This window comes from Micromonospora alfalfae, assembly GCF_022230925.1.
Taxonomy (GTDB): Bacteria; Actinomycetota; Actinomycetes; order Mycobacteriales; family Micromonosporaceae; genus Micromonospora; species Micromonospora alfalfae.
Genome location: NZ_JAKKFH010000003.1, coordinates 22,824 through 43,480, shown reverse-complemented (window position 1 = coordinate 43,480; position 20,657 = coordinate 22,824). Strand labels below are relative to the sequence as shown.

Below are 20,657 nucleotides of genomic sequence, written 5' to 3'. Positions count from 1 at the left end.
TGAAGTGACGGCCGGATGAAGACCGTGTTGCCCAGCTTTCCTCTTGACGCGGCCGACCAGCCCTTGACCCCCGGGTATGGCCAGACCTATCTTCGGGCGAACCGATTCGTCGAATCGATTCGCATACTGGCCGGACTGGTCCGGCCCGCGACGATCACATCCGCACGACCCCTGATGATCGATGTGAAGTGAGGCCACACATGACCGGACTCAGTCGTCGGCGGCGCCTGGCCGCCGTCGCCGTGATAGCACTCGCCGCAGTGACAGGCAGCGCCTGCTCGTCGTCCGCCGACAGTGGCGCTGACGGTGGCGCCTACCTCGTCTGGGACCCGTACCCGCAGTTCGCCGACGACTCCGAGTGGGTCGCGCTGCTGAAGAAGTGCGGCACCTCAGCGGGGGTGACGGTCGAGCGGACCGGCTACGACACCACCGACCTGACCAACAAGGCGCTGCTCGCGGCCCAGCAGGGAAACTCACCGGACGTGCTGATCGTGGACAACCCGGTCATCTCAACTCTGGCCGAGGCCGGTGCGCTCACCACCACCGACGACAACAAGCTGGACGTCTCGGCCATGGAGAAGAACCTGCTCGGCGCCGGCCAGAGCGGCGGCAAGACCTACGGGGTGCCGATCGGGGCGAACACCCTCGCCCTCTACTACAACAAGGATCTGCTCACCGCCGCCGGCGTCGATCCCGCCGCCGTCAAGGACTGGACCGCACTGACCGCGGCACTGACAAAGGTCAAGGCCAAGGGGAAGAAGGGCATCACCTTCTCCGCGATCGGCACCGAGGAAGGCAGCTTCCAGTTCCTGCCCTGGTTCTGGGGATCGGGTGCCCAACTGACGAGCCTGGACTCGCCGCAGGCGGTGTCCGCGCTGACGCTCTGGACCGACTGGCTCAAGCAGGGCCACGCCCCGAACTCCGTCATCAACAACACCCAGACCACGAGTTGGCAGGAGTTCGCCACCGGCGACTACGCGTTCGCCGAGAACGGCACCTGGCAGCTGGCCAACGCGGAGAAGCTGGGCTTCTCGTACGGCACGATCGCGATCCCGGCCAGTGCGGGCGGCCCCGCCCCGGCGCCCACCGGCGGTGAGTTCGTCTCCATTCCGGTGCAGAAGAAGACCGGCCGGTACGAGACGTCGCAGAAGCTCGTCACCTGCCTGACAAACGCCGACAACCTCCTCACCACTGACACCACGCTCTCCTACGTCGCACCCGTCGCCGCCGTGCAGGAGCGACAGGCCACCGCGGACCCCAAGCTCAAGGTCTGGGTGGAGGCGGTCCGGGCAGCCAAGGGCCGCACCGGTGACGACCTCGGCACGAAGTACCCGAAGATCTCCGAAGCGCTGTGGACAGCGGTGCAGTCGGCCCTCAGCGGCGGGAAGTCGCCACAGGAGGCACTGGCCGCCGCGCAGACCGCCGCCACCACCAGGTAAGCGATCCGACCCGACACCATGCCCTCCACGACAGAGACCTCCACCGACGTACGGGACCAGGGTGGGGCGGCGACCGCCGTCCCACCTGGGGCTCCCCCGTCCCGTGCCCGCCGGCCCAGCCGATGGTGGGCGTGGGGCTTCCTGGCACCCGTGACCATCTACCTGGCGGCCTTCTACGCCTACCCGCTCTACCGCCACGTCGAGTTGAGCCTGCGGGAGTACACAGTCCGCTCGTTCGTGCAGGGCGGAGCGCCCTTCGCCGGCCTCGACAACTACCGGACGGTCCTGACCGACCCGGCGTTCGGGCCGACGCTGACGCACACAGTGGTCTTCACAGCGGCCTCGCTCGCCTTCCAGTTCACCATCGGCATGGCCCTGGCCCTCTTCTTCCACCAGCACTTCCCGCTGTCGCGCACGCTGCGGGCGCTGATCCTCGTACCGTGGCTGCTGCCGCTGATCGTCTCGGCGTCGACCTGGTCGTGGCTGCTCAACAGCGACTCGGGGCTCGTCAACGCGGCACTCGGGGTCGTCGGGATCGACGCGGTCAACTGGCTCACCTCGCCGGGCTGGTCACTCACCTCGGTGATCATCGCGAACGTCTGGATCGGCATCCCGTTCAACCTGGTGGTGCTCTACAGCGGCCTACAGGCGATCCCGACCGAGATGTACGAGGCGTCCGCGCTCGACGGCGCGACGGGGTGGCAACGGTTCTGGGGGATCACCTTCCCGTTGCTGCGGCCCGTCTCCCTGATCACGCTGCTGCTCGGGCTGATCTACACGCTGAAGGTCTTCGACATCATCTGGATCATGACGAAGGGCGGCCCGACCAGTTCCTCGGCAACCCTCGCCACCTGGTCGTACCGGCTCGGCTTCGGCAACCTGCTGCCCGAGTTCGGCCCGGGCGCGGCCATCGGAAACCTGCTCATCGTGCTGGCGCTGATCGCCGGCCTCCTCTACATCCGGATCGAGCGGAGGCAGCAGCTGCGATGACCACCTCGACGCCTCGGGCCTGGTGGAAGACCGGCGTCGGCCTGGTGCTGACCGGGCTGATGCTCTTCCCCGTCTACTGGATGATCAATGTGTCCTTCACCCGGGACCAGGACATGCGGGCCAGTCCCCCGCACCTGTTCCCCACCAACGGCACGCTGGACGGCTACCGGGCGGTGCTCGACCAGCAACTGCCGTACCTCGGCACCAGCTTCCTGGTCGGCCTCGGCACTGTGGCGCTGACAGTGGCGCTGGCCGCTCCCGCCGGTTACGCGCTGGCGAAGCTCCGGCCACCCGGCGGCCCGGCGCTGAGCTTCGTGCTGCTGATCGCGCAGATGATCCCGGGGATCATCATGGCGATGGGCTTCTACGCCATCTACCTCACCCTCGGCGTCCTCAACACGCTGCCCGGCCTGATCCTGGCCGACACGACGCTCGCGGTGCCGTTCGCCGTCCTGATCTTCACGGCCTTCATGTCCGGCATCCCCGACGAGCTGCTCCAGGCCGCCGTGGTCGACGGGGCCGGACGGCTGCGGACCTTCTGGTCGGTGGTGCTGCCGGTCAGCCGCAACTCGATCGTCACGGTGTCGCTCTTCGCGTTCCTGTGGTCCTGGTCGGACTTCATCTTCGCCTCGACCCTGGCCGGCGGCGGCGACTACCAGCCGATCACCCTCGGCATCTACCACTACATCGGCAACAACAACCAGCAGTGGAACGCCATCATGGCCACCGCCGTCGTCGCCTCGATCCCCGCAGCCGTGCTGCTGATCCTGGCCCAGCGGTACGTCTCGATGGGCGTGACCGCCGGCGCCGTCAAGGACTGACCATCCGCGGCGGTCGAGGACTGACCACCCGCACCACAGAAAGGCACCCGCCACCCATGACCGTCGCCCCGTCCGGTCCGGAGTTCGGAATCCAGGACATCCCGTTCAGCTACCGCGGATCCTGGTTCAACATCTCCCCGGTGGTAGCCGAGAAGACGTACGCCGACGACCTGCACCTGGTCTCCCACCAGACCGGGCTGCACCCCGTACTGCGGCTCACCCCCACCGTCGCCGCCACCACAGTCGTCGCCACGCCCGCGCTGCTGACCTGGCGAAACGGGGCCGACCGGATCGAGGCCGTCTACGACGGGCCGGACACGGTCCGGATCCGGGGCCACCGACTCGGCCTGCGGGTGGCAGCCGCCGCGCCCACCCTCACCCCCTTCAGCGGCACCTACCTGTACGCCGACCCGGTCGACGGATCACACGTGTTCACCTCGTACGAGACCGGTCGCCGATACCGGATCACTGTGCTCTCCGGCGCCCTGCTGCGCACCAACGGCGCGCAGGCGCTCGGCACCGCCGACCGATTCCTGGACCTTCCCGGCGACCAGCCCTGGGAGATCGCGATCGAGGAGTACGCCACCGCCCGCCGCCCGTACGCCGGATCGGTTCCGTTCGAGCAGTTGTGCCGTGACCGGTTCGCCGAGTTCACCGCGTTCGTCGACGCGATCGCGCCCTGGCGCGGCCCAGAGACCCCGGCCGCCGAGCTGGCCGCGTACGTCCTGTGGTCGGCCACCGTCGCCCCGGCGGGCTTCGTCACCCGGCCGGCCGTCCTGATGTCCAAGCACTGGATGGACAAGGTGTGGAGCTGGGACCACTGCTTCAACGCGATCGCCCTGGCGGCCGGCGAGCCGGAGCTGGCCTGGCACCAGTTCCAGTTGCCCTTCGACCACCAGGACGAGGCCGGCGCCCTCCCCGACTCGGTCACCCACTCCGAGGTCCTGCACAACTACGTCAAGCCCCCCATCCACGGCTGGGCCCTGCGGCACCTGCGCCGCCGCCTTCCCCAGCCGCCGGACCGGGCGGCGCTGGCGCAGACCTACGACCGGCTCGCCCGCTGGACCGGGTTCTGGCTCGACGCGCGGCGCGCCCCCGGCCACGACCTGCCGCACTACCAGCACGGCAACGACAGCGGCTGGGACAACGCCACCACCTTCGACGAGAACCGGGTCCTCGAGACGGCTGACCTCGCCGCGTTCCTGGTCTCGCAGCTGCGCTGCCTCGCCGACCTCGCCACCGAGCTGGGTGAGCCCGTCACCCGCTGGTCCCGGGAGGCCGACCGGATCCATCAGGCCATGCTGCGCGACCTGTGGGACGGCGAACGCTTCTGCGCCCGAGACCCCCGCACCGGGCACCGGCGACCCAGCCGCAGCCTGCTCGACCTGATGCCCGTCGCGCTCGGGGCCGACCTACCGGCCCCGGTCGCCGCCGCGCTGGCCCGCGGCGTCGAAACCCACCTGACCACGCACGGGCTGGCCACCGAGCCGACGGACTCGGCCCACTACCTCGCCGACGGCTACTGGCGTGGCCCGATCTGGGCACCCTCCACCGTCCTGGTCGAGGACGGTCTGCGCCGGGCCGGGCAGACCAGGATCGCCGACGACATCAGTCGGCGCTTCCTCGCGCTGTGCGAGAAGTCCGGCTTCGCGGAGAACTTCGACGCCGAGACCGGCACCGGGCTGCGGGACCGTGCCTACACCTGGACCGCCAGCAGCTATCTCATCCTCGCCGCCGCCCAGGAGGAACGGCGGGTCACCGGCGGGTAGCCGGTTCGGATCAGCGGGCCCGGACCGGGCCGGTGCTGGAACGCAACGAGATGGGCGGGCTGTAGAGGCGGTGTCGTGGCACGGCGCCGGGAGCGGCGATGCTCTCCAGCAGCAGCGACACCGCCTCGGCGCCCATCTCGACCATCGGCACGTCGGCGGCGGTCAGCGGCGGGCGGAAATCCTCGGCCCAGTGCTGCGCGGCGACTCCGGTGACGGAGAAGTCGCGTGGCACGGACAGCCCGGCGCCGGTCAACGCGCGCTGCATTCCGGGCAGTGCGGCCTCGTTGATGGTGGCCACCGCCGTGACCTCCGGGTGCGTCGCGAGCAGTTGCTCCATACACGCCTCGCCGGAGGCGGTGTCATCGCCGCTGCAGACCTCCACGCCGGTCAACCCCCGCTCCACCGCCGCCGCGCGAAAGCCGGTCAGCGCGCGATGGCTGGGGCCGTACCCGGCGGCCACCAACTCGGCGGAGCGATTCACGAGTGCCACGTGCCGGTGCCCCAGATCGGCCAGGTGCTGCACGCACCGGGCGATCAGCCCGGCGTAGTCGATGTCGATCCAGCTCATTCCGTGCGGCTCGGCGGTCCGGCCGATGGTGACGAACGGCAGCCCGGCCCTGGTCAGCCGGGTCACCCGGTCGTCTGCCAACCGGATCTCCATGAGGACCACGCCGTCCACCCGACGCCCGGTGACGATCCGTTCGAACGACCGGTCATGGTCGCCACCGGAGGGGGACAGCAGCACGTCGAGGTCGTGTCGGGCGGCGGCCTCGACGACGCTGGCGACGAAGCCCAGCTGCATGTCGGTCAACCGCTGGCTCGCTGGCGGGATGACCAGCCCGAGGGTACGGGTGCGCCCCTCCTTCAGAGCACGGGCGCTGGCGTTCGGCCGGTAGTCCAACTCGTCGATGACCGACTGGATCCGTTGTCGGGTCGCCTCCGACACGCTGCGTTTTCCGCTGAGCACGTAGGAAACGGTGCTGCGGGACACCCCCGCCCGGCGAGCGATCTCCCCGATGTTCATCAATCGCCCTCGAATCGATTTTTGCCCCGATACGGGGACGCACCGTGCTCCGCTGACCAGCATATCCGTCCTCAGGCTCATCGATCGATGACCAACGCGTGCCAACTAGCGCTAATAGATGGACGACCATTAATGTCACAGGTATGACGTGTGACGTCAATTCCATCGCCGCACCCCACCCCACACCACCCACCGGAAGGTTCCAATGAAGGTGAAGAGAAAACTGGGTCGCCTGATGGCCGCCGCCGGGACCCTGTTCGTCCTCGTCGTCGGCGCTGGCGCCTACGCGGTCTCGGACGCGCCGGGCGTCGCCCACGCCGCCGGCACCGGCCCGTGTGACATCTACGCCTCCGGCGGCACGCCGTGCGTGGCCGCGCACAGCACCACCCGCGCGCTGTACGGCGCGTACAACGGCCCGCTCTACCAGGTCCGACGATCGTCGGACAACACCACCCGCGACGTCGGTGTGCTCAGCGAGGGCGGCTACGCCAACGCCGCCACCCAGGACACGTTCTGCGCCAACACCAACTGCGTCATCACGATCATCTACGACCAGTCCGGCCGCAACAACCGTCTCACCCAGGCGCCCCCCGGCTACTTCGTCGGGCCCGCTCCCGGCGGATTCGACAACCTCGCCGACGCGAAGGCGGCGCCGGTCACCGTCGGCGGGCAGAAGGCGTACGGCGTCTACATCGCCCCCGGCACCGGCTACCGCAACAACAACACGAACGGGGTCGCGACCGGCGACCAGCCCGAGGGCATCTACGCGGTGGTCGACGGCACGCACTACAACCAGTGGTGCTGCTTCGACTACGGCAACGCGCAGACGAACAGCCTCGCCGACGAACGCGCCATCATGGAGACCGTCTACTTCGGCGCCAACAAGCAGTGGGGCTACGGTGCGGGAGCCGGCCCCTGGATCATGGCCGACCTGGAGTGGGGGCTGTTCTCCGGGGTCAACGCGGGCTACAACAACATCGCGTCGATCAACCACCGCTTCGTCACCGCCATGGTCAAGGGCGAGCCGAACCACTGGGCGATCCGGGGCGGCAACGCCCAGTCGGGCAGCCTGACGACCTACTTCGACGGGCCACGCCCCAACGGCTACCACCCGATGAAGAAGGAGGGCGCCATCCTGCTCGGCATCGGCGGTGACAACAGCATCACCGGTCGCGGCACCTTCTTCGAGGGCGTGTTGACCTCCGGCTACCCGACGGCGGCCACCGAGAACGCCGTCCAGGCCAACATCAACGCCGCCGCCTACGCGCCGTCCGGCGGCGGCAACCCGCAACAGAACGTCCAGGTCGTCGGCGCCCAGTCCAGCCGCTGCATCGACGTACCGAACGGCAGCACCACCAACGGCACCCAGGTCCAACTCTGGGACTGCACCGGCAACACCGCGCAGCGCTGGACCTACACCGCCGGCAAACAACTCCAGGTGTACGGCAACAAGTGCCTTGATGCCTTCGGCCAGGGCACCACCAACGGCACCCAGGCCGTCATCTGGGACTGCCACGGCGGCACCAACCAACAGTGGAACCTCAACTCCAACGGCACCATCACCGGCGTCCAGTCCGGGCTCTGCCTCGACGCCAACGCTGCCGGCACCGCGAACGGCACCAAGCTCATCCTCTGGGCCTGCAACGGCGGCACCAACCAACGGTGGTCCACCCGCAGCTGACCCACCGCACGACTGATCACCAGTGCCGCCCCCGCAGTGCCACCGGGGGCGGCACGACCTTTGAGGGCGTGTTTCGGAAGTGCTGGCCAGCGACCCGGTGCGGGTATGTTTCGGGGCTGGCGAACAGCGGGGGTCGGATGGTCAAGGGTTGGCACGGCTGGCTCGGTACGTTCAACGGCGTCGTCCTCATCACTGTGGTCGTCCTGCCGTTGGCCGCGCTTGCGGTGTGGGCGTTGGCCCGCCGCCGACGGGCCGCCGGCGCCACGTCGGCGTGGCGGACGTCGCTGGCCGACGTCGGCATTGTCTACGGCACGGTCCCCTGGGTATGGATGATCATGCTGCCGGGTGACAAGGCCGGTGCCGTCTCCGGCCGGGTGACACTGGTGCCGCTGCGCGACCTGCTCACGATCTTCTCCGACGGGGGGCCGCTGACGGCGACGGTCCAGGTCGTCGGCAACCTGCTGGTCTTCGCGGCTCTGGGGTTCCTTGCCCCGCTGCGGTTCCCGGCGCTGGCGTCGGTGCCGCGGATCCTGGTCCTCGCGGCCGGCTGCTCGGTAGTGGTCGAGACCGCCCAGTACGTCCTGCGGCTGGACCGGGTGTCGTCGGTGGACGACGTCCTGCTCAACGCAGCGGGCGCCGGGCTGGCGGCGCTGGCGTCACGCCGTTGGTGGCCGGCCAAGCCCGACGCGTCCACAGATCGTCGACCTCGGCCGGCCCCGGCAGCGCGACGCTGAGCGTCGGAGGAGGGAGCTACCATCCGCTGGTGATCGAGGAATTGATCAGGAGAGTGGCGGACGAGGACGACGACGCGATCGAGGAGTTGAGCGAGATCGCCGCTGCCGATCCACAGCGGCTGTCGCCGTACCACGGGGCCCTTCTCGACCTCGACCTGCTGTGGCCGCCGACGTTGTACCGGGCGGCGGGCGCCGACGTGGTCGGCCGGGTCGTCGAGCAGGTCGACGGCGGGCGGACACCGGACCGACTCAACCATCTGCTCCTCATCCTGGCCCACAGCGCCCACCCACTCGCCGAGAACGCCCTGCGTCGCTGGTCGACGCACCCGCCAGCCGGCGCGGACGACCTGCACGTGGGTGCGCTGAGCTACGCGGTCGAGGGCGGTTGGACGATCGGCCCGGACGGCAACCGACGCGACCTGTGCGCTGACGTCGCGTACCGGTGGGTCATGCGGGACGCGCCGGCGCCCGCGGACCGCACCGCCTGCCCCTGGTGCGCGTCTCCGCTCTGGGTCGCTGCCGACCTCGACACCACCGACCCCGCCATCGGTGCCGCGCTGGCCCACACCGGCTGGTCCGGCCGCCTGGTCATCGAGACCTGCCACTTCTGCGCCTGCTACACGACGTTGTACAGCCGGGTCACGCCGGCCGGCGCCACCACCTGGTGGGCCGACAACACCCGTCCGAGCTACCTGGGCGCCGGTGCCGGGCCGGAGGACCCGCCGACACTGCTCCCGGTTGCGGGGCCGGCACTGGCGAGCCCATACCAGGCCAGCGCCTGGAATCAGGGCGGCTCCACCCTGGGTGGCCGACCGGACTGGATCCAGGACGCCGAGCACGCCGACTGCCCCGGCTGCGGGGAACCGATGGACTACCTGGGTCTGATCGGCGGCGCGGACCTGGACGACGTCGGCGAGGGCGCCTACTACCTGCACCTGCACCAGCTGTGCGGGTTCGCCGCGGTGAACTACCAACAGAGCTGACAGTCGATCAGGTCGGCGGCTCTGCCAGCCGCTCCAGCCGCGCCAGACCATCCCAGCCACGCTCACGCATCAGACCCAGCAGTCGCTTCACCCGCGGGTCCGCCTCGACGGCCAACGCGTCCAGAAGGTCGAACGGTAGATCGTCCTGCGCCACCTCACCGAGGTCGATCTCGCCAGAGCGGTATGCCTGCTCGGCCAGGCTGGCCAGGATGTCGGCGGCCTCCACCAGACCCGCGTCGTCGCCGCTGTCACTCTCGAAGATCTCCGACAGGATCCGATAGAGCCGGATGAGTTGCGGGTCGTCGAGCTGCGCGATCTTGTCAGGCATCCATTCGCGGACACGATCGGGCCAGCGCGCCGACATCAGGATCCAACTGTCCCGCTCACCCGCCACCACCCGCTCGGAGACGCCAATGTCCCGGAGCCGGTCCAGGTAGGTGGTCACCTCTGGTGCGAGCGCCAGACGATCCCCGGCGGCGAGTTGCGCGATCTGCTTCCGGCTGGCCTCCAGTCGTGCGATCTCGTCGCCCAGTTGCCTGTCGATCTCCTCGACGGCGGCCGCGAAGGTCGACGCGTCGGCCTCCAGCATCTGACCGATCTGGGACAGCGGCACGCCGGCGTTGGCGAGAATCCGGATCCTGATGAGGGACACCACAGCTCCCGCGCTGTACCGCCGGTAGCCCGAGGCGTCCCGCTCGGGCTCCGGCAGCAGGCCGATCTGGTGGTAGTGCCGTACCGCCCGCACCGTGACGCCGGCGTACGCCGCCAGTTGACTGATCGTCAGCATGCCCTGATCCTGCCCCTCGACTCGCTCGGCCCCACCCGAATCCAGCTCAGGAGATCTTGCGGCGGTAGGTCAGGTTGGCGAACAGGTAGGCCACCGCGAGGATGCCGACGCACCAGGCGAGGGCGGTCCAGATGCCCGATCCGACCGGCTCCTGCGCGAAGAGGTCTCGGATCGCGTTGACGATCGCGGTCACCGGCTGGTGCTCGGCGAAGGCGCGCACCGGGCCGGGCATCGACGCGGTGGGCACGAAGGCCGAACTGACGAACGGCAGGAAGATCAGCGGGTACGAGAAGGCGCTCGCACCGTCGACTGACTGGGCGGTGAGGCCGGGAATGATGGCGATCCAGGTCAGCGCCAGGGTGAACAGCACCAGGATGCCGGCCACGGCGAGCCACCCCAGCACGCTCGTCCCGGTGCGGAAGCCCATGAGCAGGGCGACGAGGACGACGACGACCAACGAGATCAGATTGGCGACCAGTGAGGTCAACACGTGCGCCCAGAGCACCGAGGATCGTGCGATCGGCATGGACTGGAACCGTTCGAAGATGCCGCCCTGCATGTCCAGGAAGAGCCGGAAGGCGGTGTACGAGATGCCCGAGGCGATCGTGATGAGCAGGATGCCGGGGAGCAGATAGTTCACGTACGAGTCGGAGCCGGTCTCGATAGCGCCGCCGAAGACGTAGACGAACAGCAGCATGAAGGCGACAGGCATGACCGCCGTCGTGATGATGGTGTCCGGGCTGCGGGCGATGTGGCGCAGCGAGCGTCCCAGCAGGACTGTGGTGTCGCCGAGGAAGTGCCTGTTCATCGTTGTTCCTTCTCGGTCTTGGCGCCCACCAGGGTGAGGAAGACGTCCTCAAGGGTCGGCTGCTTCTCGACGTACTCGATCTCGGCTGGTGGCAGGAGCTGTTTGAGCTCTTCGAGGGTGCCGTTCACGATGATCCGTCCCTCGTGGAGGATCGCGATCCGGTCGGCGAGCTGTTCGGCCTCGTCGAGGTACTGGGTGGTCAGCAGCACCGTCGTGCCGCCGCGGGCGAGTTCCCTGATCGCCTGCCACACCTCGATGCGCGCCTCGGGGTCGAGCCCCGTCGTCGGCTCGTCGAGGAAGATGACCGGCGGGTTCCCGATCAGGCTCATCGCGATGTCGAGACGGCGACGCATGCCGCCGGAGTAGGTCCGCACCCTCCGGGCGCCGGCCTCGGTCAGCGAGAAGCGCCGCAGCAGGTCGTCCGCTGTCGAACCGGGCTCCTTGAGGTGCCGCAGCCGGGCGACCAGGACCAGGTTCTCCCGCCCGGTGAGGATTTCGTCGACCGCCGCGAACTGCCCGGTGAGACTGATCGACTGCCGTACGTCGGCGGCCTGGGTCGCCACGTCGAAGCCGGCGACCCGGGCCGTCCCGCCGTCGGCCCTGAGGAGCGTGGCCAGGATCCTCACCACTGTGGTCTTGCCGGCACCGTTCGAGCCGAGCAGGGCGAAGATGCTGCCCCGCGCGACGTCGATGTCGACGCCGCGCAGCACCGTGAGCTGCTTGAACGACTTCTCCAGGCCGTGCACGTGGATCGCGGGCTGCTCGGCCTGAGCTGTTGTGTGCGAATTGCTCATGGCGGCAGCATGGAGGGTTGACGCAGCGTCAAGGTCAAGCCCGGCGCCGCGGGTCTCAGTCGGGCTTGGGTTGGGACCGCAGGCGACGCATCTGGGCGTGGCTGACGTCGTGCGCTCGGTTCATGTGGCGTGTGACCACCTCCAGCTCCTCGTCGGTGTGCTCGTCGAGAAGTGCCTGCCAGGACTGGCCGAGGTCGTCCCAGACCGCTGTGACCCGGTCGAGGCGATCCGGCACCGGGGTGACCAGCACCCGACGCCGGTCCTCCTGATCGGGCGTCCGTTTGACGTAGCCGCCACGTTCGAGCCGGTCGACCAGTCGGGTGGCCGATCCCGTGGTCAGTCCGGTCATCTCGGCGACCTCGCGCACAGTGGGCGGCGCGGGAGCCGCCGAGAGCAGGCTCAGGAACTGCACGTCGGTCGGGTGGAGCCCCAGGTGGTCGGCGATGGCCTGGTTGAACAGGACGTACGAGGCCAGATAGCGCCGGGACGCCATCGACAGCTCCTCGAACAGCCGGCTTCGACGCTTCGCAGTCATCCGCATCACATCCCAATCAGTTGCGCGACGCAGCAATCCGCCATAATCTGCTGCGTGGCGCAGTTAATGCGTTACGCAGCTATCTTACCTCCTGGAGGACCCATGCTCACCGTCGCCGTCACCGGCGCCACCGGAGCCCAGGGCGGTGCCACCGCCCGCGCCCTGCTGGCGGCCGGTCAGCGGGTACGCGCCATCACCCGCCAGCCCACCTCGCCGGCCGCCGAAGCCCTGCGCGACCTCGGGGCGGAGATACGCCAGGCCGACTTCGACGACAGCGCGTCCCTCGACGCCGCGCTCGCCGGATCCGACTCGTTGTTCGCTGTCACCACACCGTTCGGCAGCGACCTCGCCACCGAGGTCCGGCAGGGCCGGGCCCTCGTCGATGCCGCGGCAGCCGCCGGCCTCAGCCACCTCGTGCTGACCACCGTCGCGCACGCCGACCGCGACACCGGCGTCCCGCACTACGAGAGCAAACACCTGGTCGAGCAGCATCTGCGCACCTCCACGGTGCCCTGGACGGTCATCGCGCCAGCCGCCTTCATGGACAACTACGCCAGCGGCTGGACGCTCGACGGCCTGCGCAGGGACACCTTCGCCTGGCCGATGCCCGCGAACCGGCCGCTCGCCCTCATCCCGGCGGTCGACATCGGCACCTTCGCCGCGCTCGTCCTCCAGCGCTCGGACGAGTTCGCCGGGCGCCGCATCGACATCGCCTCCGACGAACGCACACCCACCCAACTGGCCGAGATCCTGGCGGGCGCCATCGGCAGCCCGATCACCCACGTGCAGGTGCCGCTGGCCCAGGTTCGACAGCGGTCCACCGACCTGGCGGCCATGTTCGACTACTTCAGCACCGCGGGCCTGACCGTCGACGTCGCCGCGCTGCGTCGCGACTACCCCGAGGTCGGCTGGCACAGCTTCGCCGACTGGGCCGCCGCCCAGGACTGGCCCGCCCTGCTGCCGGCGACGCGTGCGCGACCCTGACTCTTAACTCCGATGTCACCGCCCGATCCCATTGGTGACGTGTCGCTGTTCGCCCGAAGGAGTTGGCTGCCAGACGTCGCACTTGCCTGGACCAGGAGTTGATCCACGTGCCTTCCTCTCGTCGTACCTTCCTCGCCAGTGGCGCCGCCGCCGGCGTCGGCCTTGCCGTCGCGGGCGGCCTGCCGTCCCTGGCCCAGGCCAGCCCGGCCCGGCCGCACCCGCCGGTGAAGCCCGGTAACGTGCCCTTCCCGCCGCTCGTGGACGACCCCAGGGGAATCCTGGCCCTGCCCAAGGGCTTCAGCTACACAGTAGTCACCCGGACCGGTGTCACCCGACTCGACCGCGGCCAGGGCGTCACCCCGTCGGACCACGACGGCATGGCCGTCTACGACGCCGGCCGCGGCCGGTACACCCTCATCCAGAACCACGAGATCGACCCGGGCGCCGAGTTCGGCGTGCCGCACGTCAAGGGCACGGTCTACGACGCGGGCGCCGTCGACGCCGGTGGTTGCACCGTGATCAGGACCGACCTCGCGGGCCGCAACCTGGGTGAGTTCGTGGCGCTCTCCGGCACCATCTCCAACTGCGCCGGCGGGCCGACCCCCTGGGGCACCTGGCTCACCTGCGAGGAGACCGAGGACCGGGCCGGCGACACGTGGGAAGAGGGCGGCCGGTCCGGCGTCTACCAGAAGGACCACGGCTACGTCTTCGAGGTGTGGGCCGACGGCAGCGCCGACCCGAAGCCGATCAAGTGCCTGGGCCGCTACTCCCACGAGGCCCTGGCCGTCGACAAGGACCGCACCCGGATCTACCTCTCCGAGGACGCCGACGAGCCCAACGGCCTCTTCTACCGCTGGACCGCGCCACACGGCGTCAAGCTGGGCCCGGGCGTGCTCACCCGCCTCGCACCGAACGCCGGCGTCCTCGCCGCGATGCAGATCATCATGGATGACGGTTCGGTGCTGCCGGACGTCGCGTACCTGACCTCCGCCCAACTGGGCCGCCCCTTCCCGGTCCGGTGGATCGAGGTGCCGGACCGCGACGCGCGCACCACGTCGGTGCGCGAGCAGTTCGCCGACGGTCAGGTCACCCGCGGGCGCAAGTTCGAGGGCGTGTGGGCCACCGACGAGGGCGTGTACGTGGTCAACTCGTACGCCTGGGATGAGGGTGACCTGCCGGCGGACGCGGCGCCGCACGACGGAATGGTGTGGTTCTACAACTACAGGAACCAGACCATCCAGCTGGTGACGTACTTCCCGCACCAGACCCAGTCCGAGGAGGGTGCGGCGGTCAAGTACACCGACCTCACCTTCGACGGCCCGGACAACGTGACAGTCACTCCGTGGGGAAGCCTCGTGCTCGCCGAGGACGGCACCGGCGCCTCGCACGTGCTCAGCACGATCCCGGGCGGGCCCACGTACGCGATCGCCCGCAACCAGCTCAACGACTCGGAGTTCTGCGGGCCGACCTTCAGCGCGGACGGCAAGGTGCTCTTCGTCAACATGCAGGACCCGGGCCTCACCCTGGCCATCACCGGTCCGTGGGAGAAGTACCTGGGCTGACCGAGCCCACACGTCGGGGGCCAGGCGGTTTCGCCTGGCCCCCATCAGGTTCGGCCGCGCTCAGGAGACGCGCGGCAGGCGGCACTAGTCGAGGCAGAACTCGTTGCCCTCGACGTCCTCCATGTTCAGGCACGACTCGTTCTCGCCGTCGGCGAGCAACAACTGCCCGCGTACCGCGCCGAGCGGGATCAGCCGCGCGCATTCGGCCTCGAGGGCGGCCAGGCGCTCCTCGCCCACGAGCCCGGTGCCGACCCGCACGTCGAGGTGCACCCGGTTCTTGACGACCTTGCCCTCGGGCACCCGCTGGAAGTACAGGCGCGGGCCCACTCCCGACGGGTCACTGCACGCGAACCACGAACCCTGCTCGGAATTGACATCGTCCCAGGAGGCGAACCCCTCCGGAGGAGGCGGCGGGACGTACCCCAACACCTCACACCAGAAACGACCGACGCGCACAGGTTCGGCGCAGTCGAAAGTCACTTGTACCTGCTTGACCGACATCCGTTCACTCTAAGAGTCGCGCTGCCCCCGCTGTTTCCCGTACCCCGCCATCCTGAGCACGGGTGAGCTACCTCCGCCAGGGCGTCACGCCGGCGGCCGGCACCGTGGTGATCACGTAATCCTCGGTCAGGTCCGACTGCACGTCGACCGTCGCGTCCCTCCCCACGTACCGGACGACGAACACGGTTGAGCGGAGCCACGTCTCGTCGTACCCGACAAGGCTTTCGGGCAACTCACCGACGAGTCGCACGTCGTCGCCGGGCCTGAGCACCGCGCCGTCCGGAGCCTCACCGCGCTGAACCGCCGAGATCGCGTCGAGGAGAGTCTCCAGCGGGGCGGTGTCCGCACCGTAGTGCACGAGATGGCCCGCTTGGCCGAAGATCAGGTCGGCCTCGGCTCTGCTCAGATTGGCGAGCGCCTCGACCGCACCGGCCGCCAGGGCCGGCCCCTCCGACGTCTGCAGTTGCGCCGCGAACGCCAGGAGCAGGCGATCGAGGACGTTTTCTGCGGTCTGCTCGTCGGTCACCCGGCGACGATATGCGAGCCATCGACGCCGCTGTCTGCCGGCGCGACAGTGCTCACGGTGAAGGCTGAGCGTGCCCAGGGCCATTGGGCCGGGTCCGACGGTCGATCATCGTCAAGGTGCAGGGCTACGACGGACGTGCTCGTCGACTCGGCGACGGTCTGACCAGGATTCGGACCGGCCCGATGATGCCCTGGGGTTCGGTCGCCGTGGTCGAGCGTCGCCACGACCACGGCGTCCATGAACCCCGCAGACGTCAGTGCGTGCTCCGCGGCCTCGGCGTCGGCGTCGCGCCCGAGCGCTTGAGCAGGAACGCCCCGCCGACGATGAAGACGACGCCGAGGATCACCCCGACGAGGTTGCCTTGAGAGAGGCTGGAGACGATCCCCAGCACGCCCACGACGATCGCCAGCACGCCGAGGATCCGCATGGTGTAGCCACCGACAGACCTGACCCGTTCATTCGTCATGGTGTGCCTTCTGCCCGAGGCGCCAATCGCGTAAACGGTGCGGCGTGGATCAGGCCGCCGCCGTCAGCCGGGGCGGTGATCTCACTCCACCTTGGTGAGAAGTGGTTTCCCCTTCTCAACGACGTACGTGGCCAGTTCGACAGCGATACCGTCGCCAACGTTGCGGGCCTGGTGGTGCACACCGTATGGGACCGTGAGCGCGTCGCCGGGATTACACACCATGGGTGGCTGCCCCTCCAGCCGATATTCGAGCGTTCCCTGCAGAACACAGATGATTTCCTCGCCGGGATGGAAATGCTTGAACGGTGGCGAATCCGGAGTGAACTCCACCCGAGTCTGGATGACCTCTCGCCCGGGAATGCTGAGGTCGTGCCGTTGCAGATCGATCCGCCACAGCCCTGGTGCTGACTCCACCGCTGTGGGGCTGATCCCCTCCGGTCGATCCTTGGTGCTCATCACGGCCTCCTGTGAGCCGTCGGGCCGACGGCCATTACTCGGATTGGTGCATCCCCGTCGAGGATAGGTAGCCGCAGACGGTTAGGGGCGGGGATGCCGACACGGAGGTTCGATTCCACGACGCCGGCCTGTGCGGGGCGCGTAAATCGGCTTGTGCTGTTTCCTGAGGACTGTTTCGCTGTTGCCCGTGACCGAGCTTCGTACGCCGCGACTGCGCCTGCACCCCATCGACACCGCGGAGGGTGAACGCATCGTCGGGCGGCGCGCCGGGGCCGGGGATGACTGGGCCGAGGACTTCCCGTTCGACGGCGACATCCTCGGCGTGCGGGGCTTTCTCGCCGCCACCGCCGCCTACGGCGACCGACGTCCATTCGGGCACTACCGGATCACCCGCACCGCCGACGGCAAGGCCATCGGAGGAATCGGCTTCAAGGGTCAACCGGAGGACGGACGCATCGAGGTCGGTTACGGCCTCGCCCCGTCAGCCCGGAGAAACGGCTACGCGGCGGAGGCGCTCGCCGCCCTGCTCGACCTCGCGACCGCACACGGACTGTTCCGCGTCGTCGCCGAGACCGCAGGCGACAACGTCGCTTCCCGGCGGACCCTCGAGCGTGCCGGCTTCCGGCACACCGGCACCAACGATGATCTCTACCAGTACGAGGTACTCCTCGGTGCCCCTTCGCGACCGACTCGGATGCGGTAGTCCGATCGCCCCAGCGGCCCGGGGCAGCCGAGTTCACCGACGGGGCAGCAGCCCTCGTTCGGTCATGTAGGCCCGCAACGTCTCGGCATCCTCGGCGGACATCAGCCAGCGGGGGATCACAGTCGCCGGCATTCGGCCGACGTACACGACCCAGAAGTCGCCGGCGTCCTGCACCTGGGCAACCCCGTCCCAGGCGATGCCGCCGGACTCCGAACCGCTGCGCATCATGATGTTGTCATCGGTGATGTCGTAGGCGCCCTCGACGGCGTAACTACCGGAACGGCGTCGGGCGCGCGCCAGCACCCACGGCCGGTACAGCATCGACAGCACGCCGGCCACAACCAGCGCGGTCCACAGCGGTGAACTCCGCTCGCCCCACCCGAACCCCCGCGAGGCGACGAGACCGATGACCCCGACCGCCGTCAGGGCCGCCCCGATGTAGCCGAATCTGCGTAGCCGGACGTTGCCGAGGGCAGCGGCCACCCGGCTCGGGTAGGCGGGATCGGCCGGAACGTCAAAGCGGATGTGCACGCCAGAACGATAGTGCCTCCACCCGCCCCGGAAGGCGCGTTGCCCCGCCGCACCTGACAAGCCACGGGCATCCGGGTGCGGCAGTCTGATGAGGTGAACGCCGACGACGTCCGAGTGCCCCGGGCCCAGGCGGGGTCGAGCCCGCAGCATCTGCTGACGACGGTGCTCGGCGAGTACCTGGACTCCTCCGACGCCGACCTGCCGTCGACGGCGGTCATCGCGATTCTGCGGGAGTTCGGGATCAGCGAGTCCAGCGCCCGTGCCGCGCTGTCCCGGCTGGTCAAACGTGGTCTCATCGCGACGCGGAGGAAGGGCCGATCGCCGGTCTACCACCTCACGCCGCAGGCGATCGCCAAGCACCGCTTCCGGATGCGGCACTTCCTGAACTTCGGCTCCCACCCGGCGCCCTGGACCGGCGAATGGGTGCTGGCCTCCTTCTCCGTTCCGAACGCCGGCCAGGCGTCGCGTCATGCGCTCCGCAGGTCGTTCACCGCACTGGGTTTCGTCGGCCTGTACGACAGCGTGTGGATCCGGCCGGGATCCGACGCCGCGCCGGCGCGGGAGGCGCTGCACGCGCTGCTGCAGCACGTCGAGGGTGCCCGATGGTCGGTCCTGCACGCCCGGTTCGACGAGGAGGCAGGGCCACACGGGCCGGCTTCCGCGTACGACCTGACCAGGCTCGCCTCGGCGTACTCGGACTTCATCGAGCAGTACGCGAAGCTGCGGGCAGCCGCACGCACCGGGGAGGTGGAGCCGGCCCGGGCGCTGGTGGCTCGGACCTCCGCGATGGATTGTTGGCGGAAGTTCGCCGACATCGACCCGGACCTCCCACCGCACCTGCTGCCGGAGCCCTGGCCCCGCCAGGAGGCCCGGGAGACCTTCCTGGACATCCACACCACGCTCGGCTCGCTCGCTCAGGCGCGTCTGGTCGAGGTGGCAACTCCGCACTGGCCGGATGCCGCCTCGTGGATCACCCACTTCCAGGCGTCGAGGGATCCATCGCGGCCCGAGCCGACCGGCGGAAACCACGGCAGCGGCCCACGTCCCGGCTGACGGCGTCGCGGCCGGTCAGAGCCAACCAGACATTGACACTTTTCGTTGCGACAGTGATAGTAACTGCATACAGCTCCCATCGGAGCGCCTGTAGGGACCGCGGCCGGGCGGTCGCCGGCGCTGAATGAGCGGGCAGTGGCGACCGAGGGCACGGCCGCCACTCAGGCCGCGACGCGCCCCCGTCGACCAGACCCGTGGCCAGCGCTGACCACTCTCGTCGGGACGCGAGTGACACAACCGCCACCGCGGGGAGCGCCACAGTGACTGTTCCTGGAGGGTTCAATGAGAAGGCGAGCGAAGATCTACGCGGGGCTGGCTGCCGCCATCGTCCCGGTCACCTCCGTGATCATGGCGCTCGGCGGGACACCGGCGTCCGCCGCCATCGGCGGTTCCGGTCCCTACCCCGCCGACTACGAAACCTCGGCCACCCTGGCCAACCACACCATCTTCCGACCGCAGACCCTCCCGTCCGAACGCCTGCCCATCGTCGTGTGGGGCAACGGCGGCTGCTCGGCCAACGGCCTCTCCCAGGGCAACTTCCTCCGCGAGATCGCCTCCCACGGCTTCCTCGCCATCGCCAACGGCGCCCCGAACGGGTCCGGCTCCACCACCTCCCAGATGCTCACCCAGTCCATCGACTGGGCGGTCGCGGAGAACTCCCGGCAGGGCAGCAAGTACTACAACAAGATCGACACGAGCAAGGTCGCCGTCGCGGGCTTTTCCTGCGGAGGCCTGGAGGCGTACGCCGTCTCGAACGACCCGCGCGTCACCACGACCGGCATCTTCAGCAGCGGACTGCTGAACGACGCCGACGACTACCAGCTCAGGAGACTGACCAAGCCGATCGCCTACTTCGTCGGCGGGCCCAGCGACATCGCCTACCCGAACGCCATCGACGACTGGGGCAAGCTGCCCGCTGGCCTGCCCGCGTTCATGGGCAACCTGAACGTCGGGCATGGCGGCACCTACGACCAGGCCAACGGCGGCGAGTTCGGCCGGGTGGCGACTCTCTACTTCAAATGGCGACTGAAGGGTGACACCACCGCCGGCCGCAACTTCGTCGGCGCCGACTGCGGTCTGTGCCGCAGCCAGTGGAGCGTCCAGCAGAAGAACCTGACGCTCGACGACGGCACGCCGCCGCCGACCACGCCACCTCCGACGACACCGCCGCCGCCGACCACGCCACCTCCGACGACACCACCGCCGACCGGCACCCCCGGCTGCACCGCTGTCTACTCGGTCCAGGACCAGTGGAACGGCGGATTCGTCGCCAACGTCAGCGTCACCGCGGGATCCACAGCGCTGACCGGCTGGCGGGTCACCCTCACCCTACCGAGCGGCGCGTCGGTCAGCTCGCTCTGGAACGGCGTCAGCAGCGGCACCAGCGGGACCATCACCGTCGCCAACCAGAGCTACAACGGGAGACTGGCCGCAGGTCAGGCCACCAGCTTCGGATTCCAGGGCACCGGCAGCGGCAGCGGAGCCACAGCGAGTTGCGCCGGAAGCTGAC

23 protein-coding genes are annotated in these 20,657 nt (G+C 69.2%); 13 read left to right on the top strand and 10 right to left on the bottom strand.

Features of this window, described 5'->3' with window-relative positions; translation table 11 throughout:
- The first annotated feature begins 15 nt into the window (after positions 1–15).
- The 5 genes from MED01_RS02040 to MED01_RS02020 all read left to right on the top strand — a co-directional run bounded on the left by MED01_RS02040 (position 16) and on the right by MED01_RS02020 (position 5,019).
- Positions 16–192, top strand: coding sequence for a hypothetical protein (locus MED01_RS02040; protein ID WP_238666842.1), 177 nt, complete (start codon positions 16–18; stop codon positions 190–192).
- Between the two features lie 8 nt (positions 193–200).
- Positions 201–1,439 (top strand): sugar ABC transporter substrate-binding protein, encoded by a 1,239-nt coding sequence (locus tag MED01_RS02035; protein ID WP_238666841.1) that lies wholly within the window; start codon positions 201–203, stop codon positions 1,437–1,439.
- Positions 1,440–1,589: 150 nt separating this feature from the next.
- Entirely contained in the window at positions 1,590–2,429 is an 840-nt protein-coding gene (locus MED01_RS02030; protein WP_238666840.1) for a carbohydrate ABC transporter permease, read from the top strand.
- Positions 2,426–3,250 (top strand): carbohydrate ABC transporter permease, encoded by an 825-nt coding sequence (locus tag MED01_RS02025; RefSeq protein WP_238666839.1) that lies wholly within the window; start codon positions 2,426–2,428, stop codon positions 3,248–3,250. The genes MED01_RS02030 and MED01_RS02025 overlap by 4 nt, the downstream gene beginning before the upstream one ends.
- Positions 3,251–3,306: 56 nt before the next feature.
- Positions 3,307–5,019: an amylo-alpha-1,6-glucosidase gene (locus MED01_RS02020; protein WP_238666838.1), complete on the top strand. Its 1,713-nt coding sequence runs from the start codon at positions 3,307–3,309 to the stop codon at positions 5,017–5,019.
- A gap of 10 nt (positions 5,020–5,029) precedes the next feature.
- Here MED01_RS02020 and MED01_RS02015 read toward each other — a convergent pair whose 3' ends face one another.
- Entirely contained in the window at positions 5,030–6,043 is a 1,014-nt protein-coding gene (locus tag MED01_RS02015) for a LacI family DNA-binding transcriptional regulator (RefSeq protein WP_238666837.1), read from the bottom strand.
- A gap of 205 nt (positions 6,044–6,248) precedes the next feature.
- On the opposite strand from MED01_RS02015, the gene MED01_RS02010 reads away from it, so the two are divergent.
- From MED01_RS02010 to MED01_RS02000, 3 genes are all read left to right on the top strand, one after another.
- Positions 6,249–7,724: an arabinofuranosidase catalytic domain-containing protein gene (locus MED01_RS02010; protein ID WP_238666836.1), complete on the top strand. Its 1,476-nt coding sequence runs from the start codon at positions 6,249–6,251 to the stop codon at positions 7,722–7,724.
- A gap of 137 nt (positions 7,725–7,861) precedes the next feature.
- Positions 7,862–8,458, top strand: coding sequence for a VanZ family protein (locus MED01_RS02005; RefSeq protein ID WP_238666835.1), 597 nt, complete (start codon positions 7,862–7,864; stop codon positions 8,456–8,458).
- Between the two features lie 29 nt (positions 8,459–8,487).
- Positions 8,488–9,441 carry a hypothetical protein gene (locus MED01_RS02000; protein WP_238666834.1) on the top strand — a complete coding sequence of 318 codons (954 nt, stop codon included), beginning with the start codon at positions 8,488–8,490 and terminating at the stop codon, positions 9,439–9,441.
- 7 nt (positions 9,442–9,448) lie between these two features.
- Here MED01_RS02000 and MED01_RS01995 read toward each other — a convergent pair whose 3' ends face one another.
- Genes MED01_RS01995 through MED01_RS01980 form a run of 4 tightly spaced genes read right to left on the bottom strand, consistent with a single transcriptional unit; the run spans position 9,449 to position 12,365 of the window.
- Complete coding sequence (locus MED01_RS01995) at positions 9,449–10,228, bottom strand: MerR family transcriptional regulator (RefSeq protein WP_238666833.1); 780 nt, start codon at positions 10,226–10,228, stop codon at positions 9,449–9,451.
- Between the two features lie 46 nt (positions 10,229–10,274).
- Positions 10,275–11,036 (bottom strand): ABC transporter permease, encoded by a 762-nt coding sequence (locus MED01_RS01990; RefSeq protein WP_238666832.1) that lies wholly within the window; start codon positions 11,034–11,036, stop codon positions 10,275–10,277.
- Entirely contained in the window at positions 11,033–11,830 is a 798-nt protein-coding gene (locus MED01_RS01985; protein ID WP_238666831.1) for an ABC transporter ATP-binding protein, read from the bottom strand. Before MED01_RS01985 ends, MED01_RS01990 begins: the two co-directional genes overlap by 4 nt.
- A gap of 55 nt (positions 11,831–11,885) precedes the next feature.
- Complete coding sequence (locus tag MED01_RS01980) at positions 11,886–12,365, bottom strand: MarR family winged helix-turn-helix transcriptional regulator (RefSeq protein WP_238666830.1); 480 nt, start codon at positions 12,363–12,365, stop codon at positions 11,886–11,888.
- A 102-nt stretch (positions 12,366–12,467) separates the two neighbouring features.
- Between MED01_RS01980 and MED01_RS01975 the strand changes: the two genes are divergently transcribed.
- Complete coding sequence (locus MED01_RS01975) at positions 12,468–13,349, top strand: NmrA/HSCARG family protein (protein WP_238666829.1); 882 nt, start codon at positions 12,468–12,470, stop codon at positions 13,347–13,349.
- Between the two features lie 107 nt (positions 13,350–13,456).
- Positions 13,457–14,911: an alkaline phosphatase PhoX gene (locus MED01_RS01970; protein ID WP_238666828.1), complete on the top strand. Its 1,455-nt coding sequence runs from the start codon at positions 13,457–13,459 to the stop codon at positions 14,909–14,911.
- An 84-nt stretch (positions 14,912–14,995) separates the two neighbouring features.
- Here MED01_RS01970 and MED01_RS01965 read toward each other — a convergent pair whose 3' ends face one another.
- The 4 genes from MED01_RS01965 to MED01_RS01950 all read right to left on the bottom strand — a co-directional run bounded on the left by MED01_RS01965 (position 14,996) and on the right by MED01_RS01950 (position 16,860).
- Positions 14,996–15,412, bottom strand: coding sequence for a VOC family protein (locus MED01_RS01965; RefSeq protein ID WP_238666827.1), 417 nt, complete (start codon positions 15,410–15,412; stop codon positions 14,996–14,998).
- A 67-nt stretch (positions 15,413–15,479) separates the two neighbouring features.
- Complete coding sequence (locus tag MED01_RS01960) at positions 15,480–15,938, bottom strand: hypothetical protein (protein ID WP_238666826.1); 459 nt, start codon at positions 15,936–15,938, stop codon at positions 15,480–15,482.
- A gap of 253 nt (positions 15,939–16,191) precedes the next feature.
- Positions 16,192–16,404, bottom strand: a complete 213-nt coding sequence (locus tag MED01_RS01955) for a hypothetical protein (protein WP_238666825.1) — start codon at positions 16,402–16,404, stop codon at positions 16,192–16,194.
- 81 nt (positions 16,405–16,485) lie between these two features.
- Positions 16,486–16,860, bottom strand: a complete 375-nt coding sequence (locus MED01_RS01950; protein ID WP_091400980.1) for a cupin domain-containing protein — start codon at positions 16,858–16,860, stop codon at positions 16,486–16,488.
- A 187-nt stretch (positions 16,861–17,047) separates the two neighbouring features.
- Here MED01_RS01950 and MED01_RS01945 point away from each other — a divergent pair, with 187 nt between their 5' ends.
- On the top strand, positions 17,048–17,563 hold the full coding sequence (locus MED01_RS01945; RefSeq protein WP_238666824.1) for a GNAT family N-acetyltransferase: 516 nt from the start codon (positions 17,048–17,050) through the stop codon (positions 17,561–17,563).
- A gap of 33 nt (positions 17,564–17,596) precedes the next feature.
- On the opposite strand, the gene MED01_RS01940 is transcribed toward MED01_RS01945, so the two are convergent.
- On the bottom strand, positions 17,597–18,094 hold the full coding sequence (locus MED01_RS01940; protein WP_238666823.1) for a YcxB family protein: 498 nt from the start codon (positions 18,092–18,094) through the stop codon (positions 17,597–17,599).
- Positions 18,095–18,187: 93 nt separating this feature from the next.
- On the opposite strand from MED01_RS01940, the gene MED01_RS01935 reads away from it, so the two are divergent.
- Positions 18,188–19,147, top strand: a complete 960-nt coding sequence (locus MED01_RS01935) for a PaaX family transcriptional regulator (protein WP_238666822.1) — start codon at positions 18,188–18,190, stop codon at positions 19,145–19,147.
- A 282-nt stretch (positions 19,148–19,429) separates the two neighbouring features.
- A complete protein-coding gene (locus tag MED01_RS01930) occupies positions 19,430–20,656 on the top strand; it encodes a cellulose binding domain-containing protein (RefSeq protein ID WP_238666821.1) in 1,227 nt (408 codons plus the stop codon).
- Position 20,657 lies beyond the last annotated feature (1 nt).

Excerpts from the sequence above, each read along its gene's own strand:
- MED01_RS02040 (WP_238666842.1), top strand. The coding sequence starts at position 16 with ATGAAGACCGTGTTGCCCAGCTTTCCTCTTGACGCGGCCGACCAGCCC.
- MED01_RS02035 (WP_238666841.1), top strand. The coding sequence starts at position 201 with ATGACCGGACTCAGTCGTCGGCGGCGCCTGGCCGCCGTCGCCGTGATA.
- MED01_RS02025 (WP_238666839.1), top strand. The coding sequence starts at position 2,426 with ATGACCACCTCGACGCCTCGGGCCTGGTGGAAGACCGGCGTCGGCCTG.
- MED01_RS02020 (WP_238666838.1), top strand. The coding sequence starts at position 3,307 with ATGACCGTCGCCCCGTCCGGTCCGGAGTTCGGAATCCAGGACATCCCG.
- MED01_RS02015 (WP_238666837.1), bottom strand. The coding sequence starts at position 6,043 with ATGAACATCGGGGAGATCGCTCGCCGGGCGGGGGTGTCCCGCAGCACC.
- MED01_RS02010 (WP_238666836.1), top strand. The coding sequence starts at position 6,249 with ATGAAGGTGAAGAGAAAACTGGGTCGCCTGATGGCCGCCGCCGGGACC.
- MED01_RS02005 (WP_238666835.1), top strand. The coding sequence starts at position 7,862 with ATGGTCAAGGGTTGGCACGGCTGGCTCGGTACGTTCAACGGCGTCGTC.
- MED01_RS01995 (WP_238666833.1), bottom strand. The coding sequence starts at position 10,228 with ATGCTGACGATCAGTCAACTGGCGGCGTACGCCGGCGTCACGGTGCGG.
- MED01_RS01990 (WP_238666832.1), bottom strand. The coding sequence starts at position 11,036 with ATGAACAGGCACTTCCTCGGCGACACCACAGTCCTGCTGGGACGCTCG.
- MED01_RS01985 (WP_238666831.1), bottom strand. The coding sequence starts at position 11,830 with ATGAGCAATTCGCACACAACAGCTCAGGCCGAGCAGCCCGCGATCCAC.
- MED01_RS01980 (WP_238666830.1), bottom strand. The coding sequence starts at position 12,365 with ATGACTGCGAAGCGTCGAAGCCGGCTGTTCGAGGAGCTGTCGATGGCG.
- MED01_RS01975 (WP_238666829.1), top strand. The coding sequence starts at position 12,468 with ATGCTCACCGTCGCCGTCACCGGCGCCACCGGAGCCCAGGGCGGTGCC.
- MED01_RS01965 (WP_238666827.1), bottom strand. The coding sequence starts at position 15,412 with ATGTCGGTCAAGCAGGTACAAGTGACTTTCGACTGCGCCGAACCTGTG.
- MED01_RS01955 (WP_238666825.1), bottom strand. The coding sequence starts at position 16,404 with ATGACGAATGAACGGGTCAGGTCTGTCGGTGGCTACACCATGCGGATC.
- MED01_RS01950 (WP_091400980.1), bottom strand. The coding sequence starts at position 16,860 with ATGAGCACCAAGGATCGACCGGAGGGGATCAGCCCCACAGCGGTGGAG.
- MED01_RS01930 (WP_238666821.1), top strand. The coding sequence starts at position 19,430 with ATGAGAAGGCGAGCGAAGATCTACGCGGGGCTGGCTGCCGCCATCGTC.